The 16949-nt window shown below is 67.8% G+C and carries 22 protein-coding genes; 14 read left to right on the top strand and 8 right to left on the bottom strand.

Annotated features, from left to right (window positions below):
• Positions 1-295 (top strand): transposase domain-containing protein (locus B9O00_RS31470; protein ID WP_143596433.1); only part of this gene is annotated, 295 nt, incomplete at its 5' end.
• On the opposite strand, the gene B9O00_RS31465 is transcribed toward B9O00_RS31470, so the two are convergent.
• Both B9O00_RS31465 and B9O00_RS31460 read right to left on the bottom strand, forming a co-directional pair.
• Entirely contained in the window at positions 266-847 is a 582-nt protein-coding gene (locus B9O00_RS31465) for a 4Fe-4S cluster-binding domain-containing protein (protein ID WP_085127321.1), read from the bottom strand. The genes B9O00_RS31470 and B9O00_RS31465 overlap by 30 nt on opposite strands.
• 155 nt (positions 848-1002) lie before the next feature.
• Positions 1003-1710, bottom strand: a complete 708-nt coding sequence (locus B9O00_RS31460) for a hypothetical protein (RefSeq protein ID WP_143596432.1) — start codon at positions 1708-1710, stop codon at positions 1003-1005.
• 341 nt (positions 1711-2051) lie between these two features.
• Between B9O00_RS31460 and trbB the strand changes: the two genes are divergently transcribed.
• The 11 genes from trbB to B9O00_RS31405 are packed head-to-tail and all read left to right on the top strand — an operon-like array spanning position 2052 to position 11418.
• Entirely contained in the window at positions 2052-2999 is a 948-nt protein-coding gene (gene trbB / locus B9O00_RS31455) for a P-type conjugative transfer ATPase TrbB (RefSeq protein WP_437123438.1), read from the top strand.
• On the top strand, positions 2996-3319 hold the full coding sequence (locus B9O00_RS31450) for a TrbC/VirB2 family type IV secretion system protein (RefSeq protein ID WP_085127314.1): 324 nt from the start codon (positions 2996-2998) through the stop codon (positions 3317-3319). Before trbB ends, B9O00_RS31450 begins: the two co-directional genes overlap by 4 nt.
• Complete coding sequence (locus B9O00_RS31445) at positions 3319-3588, top strand: VirB3 family type IV secretion system protein (protein ID WP_085127312.1); 270 nt, start codon at positions 3319-3321, stop codon at positions 3586-3588. Before B9O00_RS31450 ends, B9O00_RS31445 begins: the two co-directional genes overlap by 1 nt.
• 7 nt (positions 3589-3595) lie before the next feature.
• Positions 3596-6043 carry a conjugal transfer protein TrbE gene (gene trbE / locus B9O00_RS31440; RefSeq protein ID WP_085127309.1) on the top strand — a complete coding sequence of 816 codons (2448 nt, stop codon included), beginning with the start codon at positions 3596-3598 and terminating at the stop codon, positions 6041-6043.
• On the top strand, positions 6043-6783 hold the full coding sequence (gene trbJ / locus B9O00_RS31435; protein WP_089229865.1) for a P-type conjugative transfer protein TrbJ: 741 nt from the start codon (positions 6043-6045) through the stop codon (positions 6781-6783). The genes trbE and trbJ overlap by 1 nt, the downstream gene beginning before the upstream one ends.
• Positions 6784-6794: 11 nt before the next feature.
• On the top strand, positions 6795-7046 hold the full coding sequence (gene trbK-alt / locus B9O00_RS31430) for a putative entry exclusion protein TrbK-alt (RefSeq protein WP_085127303.1): 252 nt from the start codon (positions 6795-6797) through the stop codon (positions 7044-7046).
• Positions 7043-8293, top strand: coding sequence for a P-type conjugative transfer protein TrbL (gene trbL / locus B9O00_RS31425; RefSeq protein WP_085127301.1), 1251 nt, complete (start codon positions 7043-7045; stop codon positions 8291-8293). The genes trbK-alt and trbL overlap by 4 nt, the downstream gene beginning before the upstream one ends.
• Entirely contained in the window at positions 8290-8976 is a 687-nt protein-coding gene (gene trbF, locus B9O00_RS31420) for a conjugal transfer protein TrbF (protein ID WP_085127299.1), read from the top strand. The genes trbL and trbF overlap by 4 nt, the downstream gene beginning before the upstream one ends.
• Positions 8976-9962 carry a P-type conjugative transfer protein TrbG gene (gene trbG / locus B9O00_RS31415; RefSeq protein WP_200808725.1) on the top strand — a complete coding sequence of 329 codons (987 nt, stop codon included), beginning with the start codon at positions 8976-8978 and terminating at the stop codon, positions 9960-9962. The genes trbF and trbG overlap by 1 nt, the downstream gene beginning before the upstream one ends.
• Positions 9963-9968: 6 nt before the next feature.
• On the top strand, positions 9969-11162 hold the full coding sequence (locus tag B9O00_RS31410) for a TrbI/VirB10 family protein (RefSeq protein ID WP_085127295.1): 1194 nt from the start codon (positions 9969-9971) through the stop codon (positions 11160-11162).
• Between the two features lie 7 nt (positions 11163-11169).
• Positions 11170-11418, top strand: coding sequence for a DUF2274 domain-containing protein (locus B9O00_RS31405; protein WP_085127293.1), 249 nt, complete (start codon positions 11170-11172; stop codon positions 11416-11418).
• Here B9O00_RS31405 and B9O00_RS31400 read toward each other — a convergent pair.
• Both B9O00_RS31400 and B9O00_RS31395 read right to left on the bottom strand, forming a co-directional pair.
• Positions 11415-12320, bottom strand: a complete 906-nt coding sequence (locus B9O00_RS31400; RefSeq protein WP_085127291.1) for a LysR family transcriptional regulator — start codon at positions 12318-12320, stop codon at positions 11415-11417. The genes B9O00_RS31405 and B9O00_RS31400 overlap by 4 nt on opposite strands.
• 103 nt (positions 12321-12423) lie before the next feature.
• Positions 12424-12765 (bottom strand): helix-turn-helix transcriptional regulator, encoded by a 342-nt coding sequence (locus tag B9O00_RS31395; protein WP_085127289.1) that lies wholly within the window; start codon positions 12763-12765, stop codon positions 12424-12426.
• 122 nt (positions 12766-12887) lie between these two features.
• Between B9O00_RS31395 and B9O00_RS31390 the strand changes: the two genes are divergently transcribed.
• Positions 12888-13313, top strand: coding sequence for a helix-turn-helix domain-containing protein (locus B9O00_RS31390; protein WP_085127287.1), 426 nt, complete (start codon positions 12888-12890; stop codon positions 13311-13313).
• 207 nt (positions 13314-13520) lie between these two features.
• Here the strand turns inward: B9O00_RS31390 and B9O00_RS31385 are convergent, their stop codons facing one another.
• The 3 genes from B9O00_RS31385 to B9O00_RS31375 form a co-directional block, all read right to left on the bottom strand.
• Positions 13521-13847 carry a helix-turn-helix domain-containing protein gene (locus B9O00_RS31385; RefSeq protein ID WP_085127285.1) on the bottom strand — a complete coding sequence of 109 codons (327 nt, stop codon included), beginning with the start codon at positions 13845-13847 and terminating at the stop codon, positions 13521-13523.
• Positions 13822-14220: a type II toxin-antitoxin system RelE/ParE family toxin gene (locus tag B9O00_RS31380; RefSeq protein ID WP_085127282.1), complete on the bottom strand. Its 399-nt coding sequence runs from the start codon at positions 14218-14220 to the stop codon at positions 13822-13824. The genes B9O00_RS31385 and B9O00_RS31380 overlap by 26 nt, the downstream gene beginning before the upstream one ends.
• 61 nt (positions 14221-14281) lie before the next feature.
• The gene (locus B9O00_RS31375; protein WP_085127280.1) at positions 14282-15343 is read right to left on the bottom strand and encodes a site-specific integrase; all 1062 of its coding nucleotides are present in this window, start codon (positions 15341-15343) and stop codon (positions 14282-14284) included.
• 105 nt (positions 15344-15448) lie between these two features.
• Between B9O00_RS31375 and dusA the strand changes: the two genes are divergently transcribed.
• The gene (dusA, locus tag B9O00_RS31370) at positions 15449-16456 is read left to right on the top strand and encodes a tRNA dihydrouridine(20/20a) synthase DusA (protein WP_085127278.1); all 1008 of its coding nucleotides are present in this window, start codon (positions 15449-15451) and stop codon (positions 16454-16456) included.
• 157 nt (positions 16457-16613) lie between these two features.
• On the opposite strand, the gene B9O00_RS31365 is transcribed toward dusA, so the two are convergent.
• The coding region (locus tag B9O00_RS31365; protein WP_085127276.1) for a transposase at positions 16614-16949 on the bottom strand (336 nt) is incomplete at its 5' end.

The raw sequence follows: 16949 nt of genomic DNA, 5'->3' as shown, positions 1-16949 counted from the left end.
CTTCCTTGAGGACGGCCGACTGGAACTGGATACCAACCCGGTCGAGAACGCCATCAGGCCGGTGGCCCTCACAAGAAAGAATGCGCTCTTTGCGGGACACGAGATCGGAGCAGAGAACTGGGCGCTGCTAGCCTCCATTGTCGCCACCTGCAAGCTCAGCGACGTCAACCCGGTCGCCTATCTCGCCGAAATCCTGGAGGCCATCCTCAACGGCCACCCGCAGAGCAGGGTCGAAGACCTCATGCCCTGGAACTTCCGCAAGGCGTCAAGCCCGAAGCCAAAGGGCATCGCCTAAGCGCTTACGATCCGGCTGGACGGAGAGCGCTCGCGAATGGACGCGGATAACCTTGAGATGAGGAATGGCGGAAAGCCGCTGGAGGAGCGGGATCAGTTGCCGGTTCGGTAACGCGAGAGGATCACCACCGGTGAGAAGGACATCGCGGTTCGCGGGACTTTCTTCGATATAACGAACCCCGCTCTCAAGCGCGTCGTTGGCAATCTTACTTTCCTTGTACCCTACGAAATCGCGGCGGAAACAAAAGCGACAGTAAACAAGGCAGTGGTGGGTTGCGATCAACGCGGCCCGGTTTTCGTATCGTTGGATGACCTGATCCGCGACCTTGAATGAACCCTCGTTGCAGGGATCGAAGATCGAGGCGGGGGCTTCGATCAGTTCCCGCGCATCGGGGAGGTATTGGCGAGCGGCCGCCAACGAATAGGTGCCATCGCGCATCCTATCGGTAAGAAACCGCGACAACTTGAACGGAAATAGCGAAGCGACCTGCTCGCTTGCTGCCAACGGCTGTCCGAGCAGCTCAGATGCAAACTCCAGGCGGTTGTTGGACATGAGTTCCAGGCCCGTTTCCGAGTGATCTCGTCACTCAAAGGGCAAAGCTGACCCATGGCGGTCGCCCCGCACCCGACGACCTTCAAATATCGCTGGTTGTCCGAGGCGAGACAAGCGAGATCGCGATGCTGCCGAGAGTCCGCGCCTGACGGCGCTCAAAACCAAACGTCGCAGGAGGTGGCATCGGCGACAGCGAAGGCATTGAGCGTAATGCGATCGCGGCCCCCCCCGAACTTCAGAATCTGATGCGGCGAGAGCGAGTTGATCGCGAGAAAGTCGCCGACGTCGTAGTTCACCTCGACGGCTTCATTCGGAGCTCTGCGGGCCGCATCGAGGAACTCATCTTCCTGTTCTCTGGTGCCGCCAAACCGCCGGTTCCAAAGACGCACGCCGCCGCCTTCTTGGGCCGGCTGGATCATGCAAATCACCGAAAAGAAGCTCGCTTCCCTGGCTTTGAGGTCCAGGCCAGTGAGTCCTTCAAGGTCGATGTGGACCGGGCCTGGCTCGTGCGACAGAAGTTCGCCAGCAGGAAAGATGACGAACGCGGGGCCAAGCCATCCCGGCCGCACTCTTACGTGCCGTCCCGGCAAGAGGTTGGTTAGATAGGCGAGGAGTTGTTGGCGCTCGCCTGGGAAATGCTCGGACATCCGCGCATTAGCTTCTGCACGATTCGAAAAATAAGCCTTCTGCCCTCGACCGTTCGCTCGGGCGTAGAAGTTGTCCGGGAACGAGTATTGCTCCCCGTCATAATCTCGCGACCACAGCGCACGGAGTTGGGTAAGGCGGGCTACCATCGAGCGGCACTGCTGTGGCGAAAAGAATGCCTTACGGCGCGCGGCGGGCACGCTGTGCAGAATCTTCACCAGATCCAGCCTGTGCGCTCCGAGGGTACCCCCAAGCGCTCTATCCGCCTTGACGAGGTTGTATGGTTCCCATTTCACCTATCAGTTCCTCGAAAGCCGCTAGGCCTCGCTCAATCCATAGTGCGGGCCTGTCTTAGGTTCCATGGGCACACGTACCATCGGCTGGTCGCCGATTTCCTGTATTCATGCGCCAAGGCCCTACTACGCCTAGTCCCTTGTTGAAGCGGACGTTTTTCGCGCCTCATTAGTCGCCTCGTTTCGGTCGTCATCACGATCGAACGCGGGAGCCGGCCGTGAGCGTCTCAACCCTTCGAACCGACGTCACGGTGCGCGGCGCCAGGATGCTGCGCACGGCGCTCGGGCCGGCGATCGCCGGCTGGCTCGAGGATCCGGCGATCGTCGAGGTGATGCTGAACCCGGACGGCCGCCTCTGGCTGGATCGCCTGTCGAGCGGCCTAGCTGACACCGGCGTGGACCTCAGCGCGGCCGACGGCGAGCGGATCATCCGCCTGGTCGCGCACCACGTCGGCGCCGAAGTCCATCCCGAGCAGCCACGAGTGTCGGCGGAGCTGCCCGAAACAGGCGAACGGTTCGAGGGGCTTCTCCCACCCGTCGTGGCCGCACCAGCGTTCGCGATCCGCAAACCGGCAGTCGCCGTGTTCCGGCTGGAAGACTACGTCGCCGGCGGGATCATGACATCCGAGGCTGCCGGCCTCCTGAGTCTCGCCGTCGCCGAGCGGCGCAATGTGCTGGTCGCGGGCGGCACATCGACGGGCAAGACGACGCTCGTCAACGCCCTGCTGGCCGAGGTCGCCCGGACGGGTGACCGGATCGTCCTGATCGAGGACACCCGCGAGCTCCAATGCGCCGCGCCCAATCTCGTCGCGCTGCGCACCAAGGACGGCGTCGCCTCGCTCTCGGACTTGGTGCGATCGTCGCTGCGGCTCCGGCCGGATCGGATTCCGATTGGCGAAGTCCGCGGAGCCGAAGCCCTCGACCTGCTGAAGGCCTGGGGGACAGGCCATCCCGGCGGCATCGGCACCATCCATGCCGGGACGGCGCTGGGCGCGCTGCGCCGGCTCGAGCAGCTGGTTCAGGAAGCGGTGGTGACCGTCCCCCGCGCGCTGATCGCGGAGACCATTGACGTGATCGCCGTCCTGTCCGGCCGCGGCGCCGAGCGGCGGCTCTCCGAGCTCGCTGCCGTCGAAGGCCTGGATCGGGCCGGCGACTACGCCCTGCGGCCGCTTCTCACCTCCCTTTCCGCCGATCCCCAAGGAGCTTCCGAATGACCACCCGTGCGCTCGCCCGGCGGGCTGCCGCCGCTTGGGCCTTCGCCTACGTCGCGCTGATGACTGCGCCGGCCTACGCGGCCGGCTCGTCCATGCCGTGGGAGGCGCCGCTCCAGAAGATCCTGGATTCGATCGAAGGCCCCGTCGCCAAGATCATCTCGGTGATCATCATCATCACCACCGGGCTGACCCTGGCCTTCGGCGACACCTCGGGCGGCTTCCGCCGCCTGATCCAGATCGTGTTCGGCCTCTCCATCGCCTTCGCCGCGTCCAGCTTCTTCCTGAGCTTCTTCAGCTTCGGCGGCGGGGCGGTGATCTGATGGAAACCCCGACCGCCATCCCCGGCTTCGAGGCGCCGGTCCATCGCGCGCTGACCGAGCCGATCCTCCTCGCCGGCGCACCGCGCTCGGTGGCGATCCTGAACGGCACGCTGGCGGCGGCGCTCGGCCTCGGCTTGCGCCTCTGGATCGCCGGCCTGGTCATCTGGCTGATCGGCCACGCCGCCGCCGTCTGGGCGGCCAAGCGCGACCCGCAGTCCGTGGAGGTCACGCGACGCCACGTCCGCATCCCGCCGCATCTCTCCATCTGAGCCGCCGATGTTCGACCTTCGCGAATACCGCAAGCGCAGCGCCTGCCTCGCCGACTTCCTGCCCTGGGTGGCGCTGGTCGCGCCCGGCGTCGTGCTGAACAAGGACGGGGCCTTCCAGCGAACCGCGCGCTTCCGCGGACCCGATCTCGACTCCGCCACGGCGGCCGAGCTGGTGGCGGCGGCCGGACGCCTGAACAACGCCTTCCGACGCCTCGGCTCGGGCTGGGCCATCTTCGTCGAGGCCCAGCGGAATCCGACGCAGACCTATCCGGAAAGCAGCTTCCCCGACCCCGTCTCGCAGCTGGTCGACCAGGAGCGGAAGGCGCAGTTCGAAGAGGCCGGCGCTCACTTCGAGAGCAGCTACTTCCTCACGTTCCTCTACCTGCCGCCGGCCGAGGACGCCGCCCGGGCGGAACGCTGGCTCTACGAGGGCGCCGTCGAGCGCAAGGTCGACTGGCGCGGCGTCCTGGCCGGCTTCGTGGACCGGACGAGCCGCGTGCTGGCCCTGATCGAGGGTTTCGTGCCCGAGGCCGCATGGCTCACCGACGCAGAGACCCTGACCTACCTGCATTCGACGGTCTCGACGAGCCGGCATCGCGTCCGCGTGCCGGAAACGCCGATGTACCTGGACGCGGTGCTCGCGGACCAGCCGCTCGCGGGCGGGCTGGAGCCGCGCCTCGGCCGGACGCACCTGCGCGTGCTGACCGTCACCGGGTTTCCGACCTCGACCTGGCCCGGATTGCTGGACGAGCTGAACCGGCTCGCCTTCCCCTATCGCTGGTCCACGCGGGCGATCTGCCTCGACAAGACCGACGCCGCCAGGCTGGTCTCCAGGATCCGACGGCAATGGTTCTCCAAGCGCAAGTCCGTGGCCGCCATCCTAAAGGAGGTGATGACCAACGAGGCGTCCGCCCTCCTCGACACCGACGCCGACAACAAGGCGCTGGACGCCGACGCCGCGCTGCAGGACCTCGGCTCCGACCTCGTCAGCCAGGCCTATGTCACCGCGATGGTGACGGTGTGGGACGAGGACGCCGCGAGCGCGGACGCCAAGCTCCGCCTGGTGGAGAAGACCATCCAAGGGCGCGACTTCACCTGCATGGTGGAGACGGTGAACGCCGTCGAAGCCTGGCTGGGCTCCCTGCCCGGCCATGCCTATGCCAACGTGCGCCAGCCGCCGATCTCCACGCTGAACCTCGCCCACATGATCCCGCTCTCGGCGGTCTGGGCCGGGCCGGAGCGCAACGAGCACCTGGACGGGCCGCCGCTGCTGTTCGGCAAGACCGAGGCCTCGACGCCTTTCCGGTTCTCCCTCCACGTCGGCGACGTGGGCCACACGGTAGTTGCCGGGCCCACGGGCGCGGGCAAGAGCGTGCTCCTCGCCCTGATGGCGTTCCAGTTCCGGCGCTATGTGGGCGCCCAGGTCTTCGCCTTCGACTTCGGCGGCTCGATCCGCGCCGCGGCCCTCGCCATGGGCGGCGACTGGCACGATCTCGGCGGATCGCTGTCGGAGCAGGCCGCCGAGGCCGTCGCGCTCCAGCCCCTCGCGCACATCGACGAGCCGGCCGAGCGGGCCTGGGCCGCAGAATGGCTGGCCGGCATCCTCGGCCGGGAGTCCGTAGCGGTCACGCCGGAGGTGAAGGAGCACCTCTGGTCTGCCCTGGCTTCGCTTGCGTCCGCGCCGCCCTCCGAGCGCACAATCACCGGCCTTTCCGTGCTTCTGCAGTCGAACGCGCTCAAGCGCGCCCTGCAGCCCTATACGGTCGCGGGTCCCTGGGGCCGATTGCTCGACGCGGAAGCCGAGCGCCTCGGCGAGGCGGACGTCCAGGCCTTCGAGACCGAAGGTCTGGTCGGAAGCGGAGCCGCTCCAGCCGTCCTGGCCTATCTGTTCCACCGGATCGAAGGACGCCTCGACGGTCGGCCGACGCTCGTCATCGTGGACGAGGGCTGGCTGGCGCTCGACGACGCCACCTTCGGCGCCCAGCTGCGCGAGTGGCTGAAGACCCTGCGGAAGAAGAACGCATCGGTCGTCTTCGCCACACAATCCCTCGCCGACATCGAGACCAGCGCGATCGCGCCCGCGATCGTCGAGAGCTGCCCGACCCGGCTGTTCCTCCCGAACGAGCGCGCGGTCGAGCCGCAGATCACCGAGATCTACCGTCGCTTCGGCCTCAACGACCGGCAGATTGAGATCCTGAGCCGCGCGGTTCCGAAACGCGACTACTACTGCCAGTCGCGCCGCGGGAACCGGCTATTCGAGCTCGGCCTCGGGCCCGTGGCGCTGGCGCTCTGTGCGGCGTCGTCCAAGACCGACCAGGCCGCGATCACCCGCATCACGGCCGAGCACGGCCGAGCGGGCTTCGCCGCCGCTTGGCTTGCCCACCGCGGGCTGCCCTGGGCGGCCCGGCTGCTCCCGGATCCCCAGACCTCGGCCCGCAATCTGGAGACCGTGTGATGACCAGGCGTCCCGTTCGCACCGCCGCGCTGCTCGGCGCAGCCCTCGTCGGCATCTTGGCCGCGACCGGCTCCGCGCGAGCGTTCATCGTCTTCGATCCGAGCAACTACGCCCAGAACGTCCTGACGGCGGCCCGGGCGCTTCAGCAGATCAACAACCAGATCCAGTCGCTGCAGAACCAGGCCCAGATGCTGGTCAACCAGGGGCGCAACCTGACGAGCCTGCCCTATTCGGCCCAGCAGGGCCTGCAGCAGGAGATGGGCCAGATCAGCTCGCTCCTGAGCCAGGCGACGCGCATCGCCTACAGCGTCCAGGCCGTCGATCAGGAGTTCGCGCGGAACTACCCCACGACAATCAGCGCCGGCACGTCCGACCAGACGCTCGTCGCCTCCGCTCAGGCCAGGTGGCTGAACTCGGTGGCCGCCTTCCAGCATGAGATGGACGTCCAGGCCGGCGTGGTCGCCACCATGCCGTCGACCCAGGCCCAGGCCGGCCAGCTCGTCACGGTCAGCCAGGGCGCGGTAGGCGTGCTGCAGGCCGCGCAGGCCGGCAACCAACTCTTGGCGCTGCAGTCCAAGCAACTCGCCGACCTGACCGCGCTGCTCGCGGCGCAGGGGCGCGCCCAGGCCCTCGACGCCGCCGGCGCAGCTGCGGCCAAGGCCGACGCGCAAGCGAGGTTTCAGCGTTTCCTCAGCACCGGCCAGGGCTACCAGCCCCAATCGGTGCAGATGTTCCACTGAGGAAATGCGCCATGTTTCCCATCAATCCCGGTCGCCTGATCGCACTAACTCTCTTGGCCACCGCCGTCGTGGCGAGCACCGCCGCCTGTTCGCGACATCAATCCCGCCAATCGAGCCCGGCGCCAGCGGCAGCCATTTCTGACGAGCTCGAACGCTGCCGGCAACTCGGCGTCGATGCCGAGCGCGACCCCGCCTGCCGCGCAGCCTGGGAGAAGAACTGGCAGCACTTCATGGGCGGGAAGCCCTCGAAAGGCGGCAAATGAACACCGGCGTCGCCGATCACTTCCTGGACGTCTTCACCCGGTACATCGACTCGGGATTTGGGTTGCTGGGCGGCGAGGTCGCCTTCCTCGCCTCGACCCTGGTCGTGATCGACGTGGTGATGGCGGCCCTGTTCTGGGCCTGGTCGCCGGGCGAGGAGATCGTGGCCCGGCTGGTCAAGAAGACCATCTACGTCGGCTTCTTCGCCTTCATCCTCAGCAACTTCAACGGCCTGGCGAAGATCATCTTCGAATCGTTCTCGGGGCTCGGTCTGAAGGCCGCAGGGAGCGGGATGTCAGCAAGCGACTTCCTGCATCCGGGCAAGCTCGCACAGGCCGGCATCGACGCCGGAACCCCGATCCTCCAGGCGATCCACGACATGTCGGGCTTTCCTGAGTTCTTCAACAACTTCATCCAGATCGTGGTCCTGTTCGTCGGCTGGCTCCTGGTCCTCATCGCCTTCTTCATCCTGGCGGTGCAGCTCTTCGTAACGCTGATCGAATTCAAGCTGACCACCCTGGCCGGGTTCGTGCTGGTCCCGTTCGGCCTCTTCAACAAGACCGCCTTCCTGGCCGAGCGCGTGCTCGGAAACGTCATCGCATCGGGCGTGAAGGTCCTCGTCCTCGCCGTCATCGTCGGCATCGGCTCGACCTTGTTCAGCCAGTTCACCCAGGCCTCGCCAGGCGGTGCACCGTCCACCATCGAGGACGTCCTGTCGCTGGCGCTCGCGTCACTGTGCCTTCTAGGCCTGGGCATCTTCGGCCCAGGCATCGCGACAGGTTTGGTGTCCGGCGCGCCTCAGCTCGGCGCAGGCGCCGCGGTGGGCACGGCGCTGACGGCCGGCGGGATCGGCCTCGCCGGCGCCTACGGCCTGCGCGCGGCCGCTGGCGGCCTCGCCGGTCTCGCGGGCAGAGGAGCGGCCTTGGCGTCCGCCTCCCGTCCGGGGCCCACCGGCTCCGGCGACGGCGGCCTGCGTCCGCCGCCTGCGGGCGGCCCGGGCCCCAGCTCGCTCGGCGGCGGCGGTTCCTCCGCCCGTCCCACCTTCGCATCCGCCGCTTCCGGCGGCGGCTCCTCCGCGCCTCCGAGCGGAAGTGCACCAGCTGCCCCAAGCGAGCCTCCCGCCTGGGCGCGGCGGATGGAGAACGCGCAGGCCGTCTCCCACGGCGTCAGCATGGCCGCGCATTCCGTCGGGGCGAGCGACCACGGCGGCGGATCGACAGGCGTCTCGTTGTCCGAGGAGCGTACATGACCTTCTTCAAGCGATCCGACGTCCGCTATGGGCGCATGCCCGAGCCGGAGACGCCCTATCAGCGGGCCGGCCAGGTGTGGGACGAGCGGATCGGCTCGGCCAGGGTGCAGGCCCGCAACTGGCGGCTCATGGCCTTCGGTTGTCTCGCCCTGACCGCCGCGACCAGCGCTGCGCTGGTCTGGCAGTCGGCGCGCGGGACCGTCACGCCCTGGGTCGTGCAGGTCGACAAGCTCGGCGAGGCCCAGGCCGTGGCGCCCGCAACCGCCGGCTATCGCCCGACCGATCCCCAGATCGCCTGGCACCTCGCGCAGTTCATTGAAGACGTCCGCTCCATCCCGGCAGACCCGGTCGTGCTGCGCCAGGACTGGCTGCGGGCCTACGACTACGCGACGGACAAGGGCGCCCTGGCTCTGAACGACTACGCCCGGACCAACGACCCTTTCAGCAAGATCGGCAAGACCCAGGTCGCGGTCGACATCTCGAGCGTGATCCGCGACTCCCCGTCCAGCTTCCGCGTCGCCTGGGTCGAGCGCCGCTACGACGATGGCCAGCTCGCCGCGACCGAGCACTGGACGGCCATACTGACCGTCGTGCTGCAACCTCCAACCGACGCCGACGGGCTTCGCAAGAACCCGCTCGGCGTGTTCGTCAACGCCCTCAATTGGTCCAAGGAGCTCGGCTAGTGCGTGCGCCCTTCGTCGTCCTGTCTTCGCTTGTTTCCGCCGTCGCGCTGCCGGGCTGCGCCGTGTTCCACCACACCCCGCAGATCTCCTACGACAAGGCGACCGCAGCCGTGTTTCAGGCGCCGGCACCGCGCCCGGTCAAGGTCGTGGAGGTCTCGCAGCCCCTCCCCTTGCCGGGGCAGCTGAAACCGATCCACGCCAGCTATGGCCGGCGGCCTGAACGTTCCAGTCCTGCGAGCCGTGTCGAGCGCGCCAACGACGCCGCCCGGGTGCAGCCGTCGCGCGACGGCTACGTCAACGCCATCCAGGTCTACCCCTGGTCGGATGGCGCGCTGTTCGAGATCTACGCCGCGCCCGAAGAGGTGACGGACATCGAGCTCGAGCCGGGCGAGGTCCTTTCCGGCACGGGTCCTGTCGCGGCCGGCGACACGGTGCGCTGGGTGGTGGGCAACACCGAGAGCGGCTCGGGCCCATCCCGCCGCGTCCACATCCTCGTCAAGCCGACACGGCCAGGCCTCGAGACCAACCTGGTCATCGACACCGACCGGCGCACCTATCACCTCGAGCTGAGGTCGACCGAGAAGACCTACATGGCCTCGGTCTCCTGGCGCTATCCGCAGGACGAGCTGATGGCGCTGAAGGCAGGCGCCGCCGAAGCTGCCGCCGTCACGCCCGTGGCGAGCGGGATCAACCTCGACCAGCTGCACTTCCGCTACAAGATCAAGGGCGACAAGGTTGCGTGGCGGCCGCTCAGGGTCTTCGACGACGGCCAGCAGGTCTTCATCGACTTCCCTGCTGGGATCGCCCAGGGCGAAATGCCGCCTCTCTTCGTGGTCGGCGCCAACGGCAAGACTGGCGATCTCGTCAACTACCGGGTCGACGGCCATCACATGATCGTCGACCGCCTATTCGCGGCCGCCGAGCTGCGCATGGGCGGCAAGGGCGCGGACCGTCGCGTGCGGATCGTCCGCACCGACGCCCGGTGACCGGCCATGAACAAGCCCATCGCTTCCTCCGAGAAGGAGATCGCGGCCGAGCTGCGTCTTCGGCAGGCCCCGATCCCCGTCACGCGGATCTCCCGCAAAGTCTTGATCGGCCTCGGCGCCGTCGGCAGCGCGGCCATCGTCGGCGCGGTCGCCTGGGCCATGGGTAATCACGGCGCGCACGCTGCGAAGCCGGAACTCTATGCCGTCGACAGCAAGACCCAGCCGGAGGGCCTGGCGGCATTGCCGAAGGACTACTCGACCGCGTCCGCGGCTCCGAAGCTGGGGCCGCCGTTGCCGGGCGACCTCGGCCCTCCGATGCTCGCCGCCGCCCAGGCAGGCGATCCATCGACCGGGTCAGGGCCAACTGCCGGCAGCCCGCAGGCCAGTCAGGCCGCCCAACAGCTCGACCAGGAGCGCGATTCCGCCCGGACCAGCCGGCTCTTCGCCGGCGACGCCGCCAGTGGAGGAGCAGTTTCGAACCCGGCCGTCGCGATCCCAACCGCTGTCCCGGCGGGCCAACCTGGCGCGGCGCCATCGGTTCCCGAGGAGCAAGGTCTCCAAGACCGGAAGCAGGCATTCCTGAACGGCCAATCCGACCCGCGCACGGTCAGTGCCGAGCGGCTGCAGGCTCCGCCATCGCCCTATGTGGTCCAGGCCGGCTCGGTCATCCCCGCGGCCCTCGTCACCGGCATCCGATCCGACCTGCCGGGCCAGGTGATCGCCCAGGTGAGTGAGAACGTCTACGACAGCCCGACCGGCAAGGTCCTGCTGATTCCGCAGGGCTCCAAGCTCATCGGGACCTACGACAGCCAGATCGCCTTCGGCCAGCGGCGCGTGCTCCTCGCCTGGACAAGGCTGATCCTGCCGGGCGGTCGCTCGATCGTCCTGGAGCGCCAGCCGGTGGCCGACCCGCAGGGATACGCCGGCCTCGAGGACGGCGTGAACAACCACTGGGGCCAGGTGTTCTCGGCCGCGCTGGTCTCGACTCTGCTCAGCGTTGGCGCGGACATCGGGGTCAACCAGAACAGCAGCGACCTCGTCCAGGCGTTCCGCTTCGGTTTCGCCAGCAGCGTGAACCAGGCGGGCCAGCAGGTCGTCGGCCGCAGCCTCCAGGTCCAGCCCACCTTGACGATCCGCCCAGGATCGCCCGTCCGCGTGATGGTCACGCGGGATCTCGTCCTCGAACCCTTCCCCACCTGAGGAGCTCATGTCGCTCAAGATTTCCATCGTTCCCGATGACAAGCCCGTGCGCGTCACCGTCGAGCTACCCGCCGGCGTGCACCGCGACCTCGTGGCCTACGGAGAGGCGCTGCAGCGGCAGGCCGGCCAGGCGGTCGACCCGTCGAAGCTCATCGCCCCGATGCTCGCGCGGTTCATGGCCACGGACCGCGGGTTCGCCAAAGCCAAGCGTGGCGGCGAGGCGCCCGTGAAGGTCCGGGGCGCTCAAGCCGGCTAGTTGGCCGGCTGTGCGGCGCGCTTGGCCATCGATCTGGCGAGACTGATGAACCGCCGAAGCGCGGGGTTGTCGTTGTCGCGCGACCAGACGGCGCTGAATTGCAGCAGGTCGTCGGGTCCGCTCAGCGGCCTGAACACGACGCCCGCGTAGTGCACGCCTGCGGCCGCCTCGCTCGTCAGGGCGACCCCGAGCCCCAGACCGACCAGATGCATGAGGAGCTCGCGGCTGACCTGGTGACCCGTGATCGAGGGCCGGAAACCGCGATCGGAGAGCTTTCGGATAATGAAGTCCTGGATCTCCTGTCCGGACTCATTCATCGGCACCAGGAAGCGCTGGTCGCCAAGATCGCCCCACCCGAGGTCGCCGCGGTCCGCCAGCGGATGATCTTCAGGCAGGGCCGCCATGACCCGCTCGCGCCACAGCGGCGTCGCCTCCAGACCGTTGCTGCGAGCGCCCGTCAGGAGCCCCACGTCGAGCTGCCGGCCCCTGAGCAGCGCCAGCTGTTCTCGCCGCCCGCCCTCGAGGTAGTCGATGTCGACGTCGGGATGGTCCTGCGCGTATCGGGACACCAGGTCGCGGAAGAACCCCGGCCCGAGGGATTGCATCGTCCCGATACGAAGATGCCCGACCGCTCCCCTCCCCGCCTGGCTGGCGATCTCCGCCAGGGCCCGCAGGTCGGAGAGGCTCGACCTCGCCCTTGGCAGCAGGCGGCGTCCCGTGACTGTCAGCCGGACGCCGGACTGGTCCCGCTCGAACAGGGAGACGCCGAGCTGGTCCTCCAGGGCGCGAATACGGCGGCTCAGCACCGACTGGCGGACCCCGACGTTGGCGGCGGCGCGCCGGAAGCTCGGATGTTCGGCCGCCGAGACGAAGTACTCGAGGTCCTTGACGTCGAAGTCCACGCGATCCGCCTGCCGAGGAGATCCTCGCCGGCAGGGTTATAGCTCACCTGCGGTTGTGAGTATCCGCCTATGTCGCGTGGCGGGCGTTCCACCTGCCAATCGTCTAAGAAATGCGCCGCTGGGCCTCAGGCCTTCGCAGGATCGCCGCCAGCACCGCGTCAAGCCACTCGCGCTCGCCTGGGGACAGCGCCGTGACGCGAGCCAGTATGCGCTCCATCGCGTCCTCGCTCTTCGGATCTTCGCGTGGGAAGAACTCGCGCACCGGGGTGTCCAAGGCGTGGGCGATCGCCTCCAGCGTCTCCAGTTCCGGAAAGCTCTTGCCCCGCTCGATGTTGCCGACGGCCTGGAGCGAGCGCCCGATCGCCTCGCCAAGCTGGAGCTGGGTGAGACCAGTCCGCTCGCGGTGGTGTCGGATCGCTCGACCCAGCTCGGCCTTGAGACTCATGGATGGCGAGACAATCACGCCATCCGGCGCCCTGTGAGCGAGCGGAAGTTGTCCTATAGCTAGTTTTACTTGCTATCAAGACGCCTGGAGATACTCTCGCGCAGAGCGGGCGTGAGGCCACGATGAGCGCTGAACTTGCCGGTCCGGACCCGGTCGACGTGCATGTCGGCCGACGCGTTCGAGCGCGCCGGAAGGTCCTCGGTATCAGCCAGGGAGTGCTGGCGGAACGGATCGGCGTGACGTTCCAGCAGGTCCAGAAATACGAGCGCGGCCACAACCGGATCAGCGTCTCCAAGCTCTACCGGATCGCCCAGGCGCTCGCGACGCCACTGGAGTTCTTCTTCGAGGGCTTGGACGATCCTTCCGCCGAAACCGGCGCGACGAAGTCGGACCCCACGGTCGCTCGGAACGACGCCCTGTTCAGCGTGACCGGAGGCGTCGAGCTCGCCGGGGCCTTCGTGTGCATCAGCCCTCGCGTTCGGGCCGCCGTCGTCGGCCTGGTCAAGGCGTGCGCGGAGGATGCCAAACGTCGGTGTCAGCGATCATGACCGCCCCGCCGGTCCGGTCTCGGGAGCGCTTCTTGCGATGGAGAGACGGCTTGCTGTTCCTGCCGTGGATCGGCGCGATCGCGACGTCCACTGCGCCTGCGTATTCGTGGGGGCGTTTGGTCGGCGCCATGGCGCTCTCGGGCACTCCGATCGCGCTCTACCTGATGCTGGAGGCCCTGACCGGCCGCGAGCAATCGATGAGAGCGTTCAGGCGATCGCCTGAAGCCCCTTCGCCTTCACCAGGTTCAGAAGCTTGAGCGACGGACCGTCGGGGTGCTTCTCGCCGCGCTCCCACTTGCTGACCGCGTCCTTTCGGACGTTCAGGTAGCGCGAGAAGACGGCCTGGGACACCTGCTCGCGTTCCCGCAAGGCGCGGATCTCCGCCGGGGACAGCTTCTCCACCGTCGTCAGGCACAGCGCCTCGAAGCTCCGCATCGTCGCCTGATCGACCAGGCCGGCCTTGTGCAGCCCCGACACGGACTCGTGCACCGTGGCGAGGATGTCGCTCTCAGCCCTGTGGGTCTTCGTCGCCATCTGCGTCTCGCTCCAACTTCACCACCTCACCCACCGCAATCGCGCGGGCCAGCTCTTGCTCTCCATAGCCCAGGAGGAGGGCTGCATAGCCCTGCAACGCCTCCAGCTCCTTCGCCGTCACGTTCGCCTTTGCATTCTTGGCGAACCCGTAGACGAAGAAGCACGATCGACCGGCGCGGAAGGCGAGGAGCGTCCGGAACCCGCCAGACTTCCCGCCGCCTGCCCGCGCCACCCGCTGCTTGTAGACGCCACCGCCGAGATCGGCGTCGTAGTGTCCACTCGCAACCTGGACCGCCGCACCCGCAAGCTGAGCGTCCGTCAGTCCCGCCTTTCGCGCGAAGCGCGCGAACGCCTTGGTCTTGTAGATGCTCATTCGCAGATCGCGACCAGACGATGCATAAGATAGTCCTAAGAGCTACATTCTTCAAGACCGGTCAGGCGGCCCGCCCTGCGGCGATGGCATGCAGCGCCTCCGGCTTCAGGTGGGTGTAGCGGCGCAGCATCTTCCAGTCCTTGTGCCCGGTGACGAGCGCAACCTGCTGGATTTCGAAGCCCGCCTCGAACAGGCGGCTCGTGCCTTCGTGACGGAGGTCGTGGAAATGCAGGTCCTCGATCTCGAGATCCTGGCAGGCCCGCGTGAAGGCCGCGCTGATGGACTTGTGGTTGTAGGAGAAGATCCGGTCGTCCTCGTTGGCGCGGATCGCCCGCTGCTCCTCGATCAGCGCCAGCGGGTCGTAGCCGGAAACCGATAGCAGCGGGATGCGCTGATCGTTGCCTTTCTTGGCGCGCGGGTCCTTGCGGTCCCGGATCGTGAGCATCTTGGTGCGGACGTTGAGATCGGACCAGACCACGCGGCAGATCTCCTCCTGCCGCATCGCCGTGGCGACGGCGAACTTCACGATCCGACCCATGGGGATGATCTGCCGCTCGTTGCCGTCGAAGTGCTCGATCAGCTTGGCCAGTTCGTCTTCGGTAGGCCGGCGATCCCGCTCGTTGCTCTTGCCGACGAGCCCCAGGCGCTTCAGCGCAATCCGCGCCAGGTCGATCGGCTCGACGGACACGGGGAAGCCGTGGACAGCCGCGCCATGGGATACGACGAGGCGGATCGCGCCGATGTCCATGCTGAGGGTGACCGGCCCGGCGCCCTGGGCGGCGCGCTTGCGCCCGAAGCGGACGAGCCGCTCGCGGTCGAGATCCGTCATCTTGAGCGAGCCCAGCTCGCGCTTCAGCATATCCAGGGTGGCGGCCTTGGAACGGCCCGGCGCCTTGCCCACCTCCTTCATGTCCGAGATGTGGAGGTCGATCAGGTCGCCGAAGGTCTGGAGCCTCTTCACGCGCGCGGGCGTCGGCGCATTGCCCCTGTCGATGTCACGTTCGGACTCGAGCGCCCAGGCCTTGGCGTCCTCCTTCCGACGGAAGGTCTGGCTGACGTACTTGCTCTTGCGCCGCACGACGGCGCGCCACGAACCCGACGGGAGCTTCACGAACGTCGCCAATTTCGTGTCCTCTATGTGTACAGTGACAGCCGAAAACCGTGGCGAAAAACGTCGTGCTCCGTCGCAAAATCGGTGTACACGCCACGGCCTAACGACTTGAAGTGTATGGAAAAAAAGACGAAAAATCAATCACATAGATTGTGCTGTGCACCTATGATGGACTGGACCGACCGGCACTGCCGCTTCTTCCTGCGGCTGATCACGCGGCGCACCCTGCTCTACACGGAGATGGTCACGACCGGCGCGATCCTGCACGGCGACCGCGACCGCTTCCTCGCCTTCGATGCGGCCGAGCACCCGCTGGCCCTGCAGCTCGGCGGCTCGGATCCGGCGGAACTCGCCGCCTGCGCGCGGATCGCCGAGGACTGGGGCTACGACGAGGTCAACCTCAACGTCGGCTGCCCGAGCGACCGGGTGCAGAACGGCCGCTTCGGCGCCTGCCTGATGGCCGAGCCCGAGCTGGTCGGCCGCTGCGTCGCCGCGATGCGCGAGGCGACCGCCCTGCCGGTCACGGTCAAGTGCCGGATCGGCATCGACGAGCAGGACGCCTACGAGGACCTGCTGGGCTTCGTCGACCGGGTCTCGGGGATCGGCGGCTGCCGCTCCTTCACCGTGCATGCCCGCAAGGCCTGGCTGCAGGGCCTGTCGCCGAAGCAGAACCGCGAGATCCCGCCGCTGCGCTACGGCGAGGTGCACCGCCTGAAGCGCGAGCGGCCCGAGCTGGAGATCGTCGTCAACGGCGGCCTCCTCGGCCTCGACGCCGCGCTGGAGCAGCTCGATACGGTCGACGGCGCGATGATCGGCCGGGCCGCCTACCAGGACCCCTGGTGCCTGGCCGAGGCCGACGCCCGCGTCTTCGGCGAGGCCGGGCCGGCGCCGACGCGCCCCGAGGTGGTCGAGCGCCTGCTGCCCTACCTGGAGGCGCGCTGCGCCGAGGGCGTGCCGCTCAAGGCCATGACCCGCCACATCCTCGGCCTGTTCAACGGCCTGCCCGGCGCCCGCGCCTGGCGCCGCCAGCTCAGCGAAGCGGCGCACCTGCCCGGCGCCGGCCCGGCAGTCGTCGAGCGGGCGGCCGCCGAGCTGGCCCGCCGCACCGAGGGCCTGGCCGCCTGAGGCCTGGCCGGCCGCCCGCGCCGCGAAGCCGCCTCGCGCCCGGACGGTCGCGGCCTCCAGTTCCGCCACGTGCCGTCTCCCGATCGAAGATTTCGATCACGATCGCCAATAATATTCGCTTATTCATTCAAAAGACCCGCCCTAGAGCATTTTCCGATCAATCGCAGTCATATCCGGCGGCGGCGAAGTAGTTCTCGCATTCGGCCGGCGTGAAGATCTCGACGCCCTGGGCGATGGCCGTCCAGAGGTCGTCGACGGTCCTGGGAGCGAGCTTCTTGAGGAAGGCCTTGAACTTGGAGAAGGCCATCTCGATCGGGTTGAAGTCGGGGCTGTAGGCCGGCAGGAAGTGCAACTCGGCGCCGGCGCCTTCGATGGCTTGACGCACGGCGGCGCTCTTGTGGGCGGGCAGGTTATCCATGACGACGATGTCGCCGGCGCTCAGGCTCGGCACCAGGACCTGCTCGACATAAGCGAGGAAGGCCGGGCCGTGCAT

The organism is Tistlia consotensis USBA 355 (assembly GCF_900177295.1).
In the GTDB taxonomy this organism is placed as follows: domain Bacteria; phylum Pseudomonadota; class Alphaproteobacteria; order Kiloniellales; family DSM-21159; genus Tistlia; species Tistlia consotensis.
The sequence above is the reverse complement of the archived record's forward strand: the minus strand, read 5'-3'. Positions and strand labels throughout refer to the sequence as shown.

Coding starts and splice junctions, on each gene's coding strand:
- B9O00_RS31410 (WP_085127295.1), top strand. CDS start 9,969: ATGAACAAGCCCATCGCTTCCTCCGAGAAGGAGATCGCGGCCGAGCTG.
- trbF (WP_085127299.1), top strand. CDS start 8,290: ATGACCTTCTTCAAGCGATCCGACGTCCGCTATGGGCGCATGCCCGAG.
- trbK-alt (WP_085127303.1), top strand. CDS start 6,795: ATGTTTCCCATCAATCCCGGTCGCCTGATCGCACTAACTCTCTTGGCC.
- B9O00_RS31385 (WP_085127285.1), bottom strand. CDS start 13,847: ATGGCGACGAAGACCCACAGGGCTGAGAGCGACATCCTCGCCACGGTG.
- B9O00_RS31390 (WP_085127287.1), top strand. CDS start 12,888: ATGAGCGCTGAACTTGCCGGTCCGGACCCGGTCGACGTGCATGTCGGC.
- dusA (WP_085127278.1), top strand. CDS start 15,449: ATGGAAAAAAAGACGAAAAATCAATCACATAGATTGTGCTGTGCACCT.
- B9O00_RS31465 (WP_085127321.1), bottom strand. CDS start 847: ATGTCCAACAACCGCCTGGAGTTTGCATCTGAGCTGCTCGGACAGCCG.
- trbL (WP_085127301.1), top strand. CDS start 7,043: ATGAACACCGGCGTCGCCGATCACTTCCTGGACGTCTTCACCCGGTAC.
- B9O00_RS31450 (WP_085127314.1), top strand. CDS start 2,996: ATGACCACCCGTGCGCTCGCCCGGCGGGCTGCCGCCGCTTGGGCCTTC.
- trbB (WP_437123438.1), top strand. CDS start 2,052: ATGCTGCGCACGGCGCTCGGGCCGGCGATCGCCGGCTGGCTCGAGGAT.
- trbJ (WP_089229865.1), top strand. CDS start 6,043: ATGACCAGGCGTCCCGTTCGCACCGCCGCGCTGCTCGGCGCAGCCCTC.
- B9O00_RS31380 (WP_085127282.1), bottom strand. CDS start 14,220: ATGAGCATCTACAAGACCAAGGCGTTCGCGCGCTTCGCGCGAAAGGCG.
- B9O00_RS31445 (WP_085127312.1), top strand. CDS start 3,319: ATGGAAACCCCGACCGCCATCCCCGGCTTCGAGGCGCCGGTCCATCGC.
- B9O00_RS31395 (WP_085127289.1), bottom strand. CDS start 12,765: ATGAGTCTCAAGGCCGAGCTGGGTCGAGCGATCCGACACCACCGCGAG.
- B9O00_RS31405 (WP_085127293.1), top strand. CDS start 11,170: ATGTCGCTCAAGATTTCCATCGTTCCCGATGACAAGCCCGTGCGCGTC.
- trbE (WP_085127309.1), top strand. CDS start 3,596: ATGTTCGACCTTCGCGAATACCGCAAGCGCAGCGCCTGCCTCGCCGAC.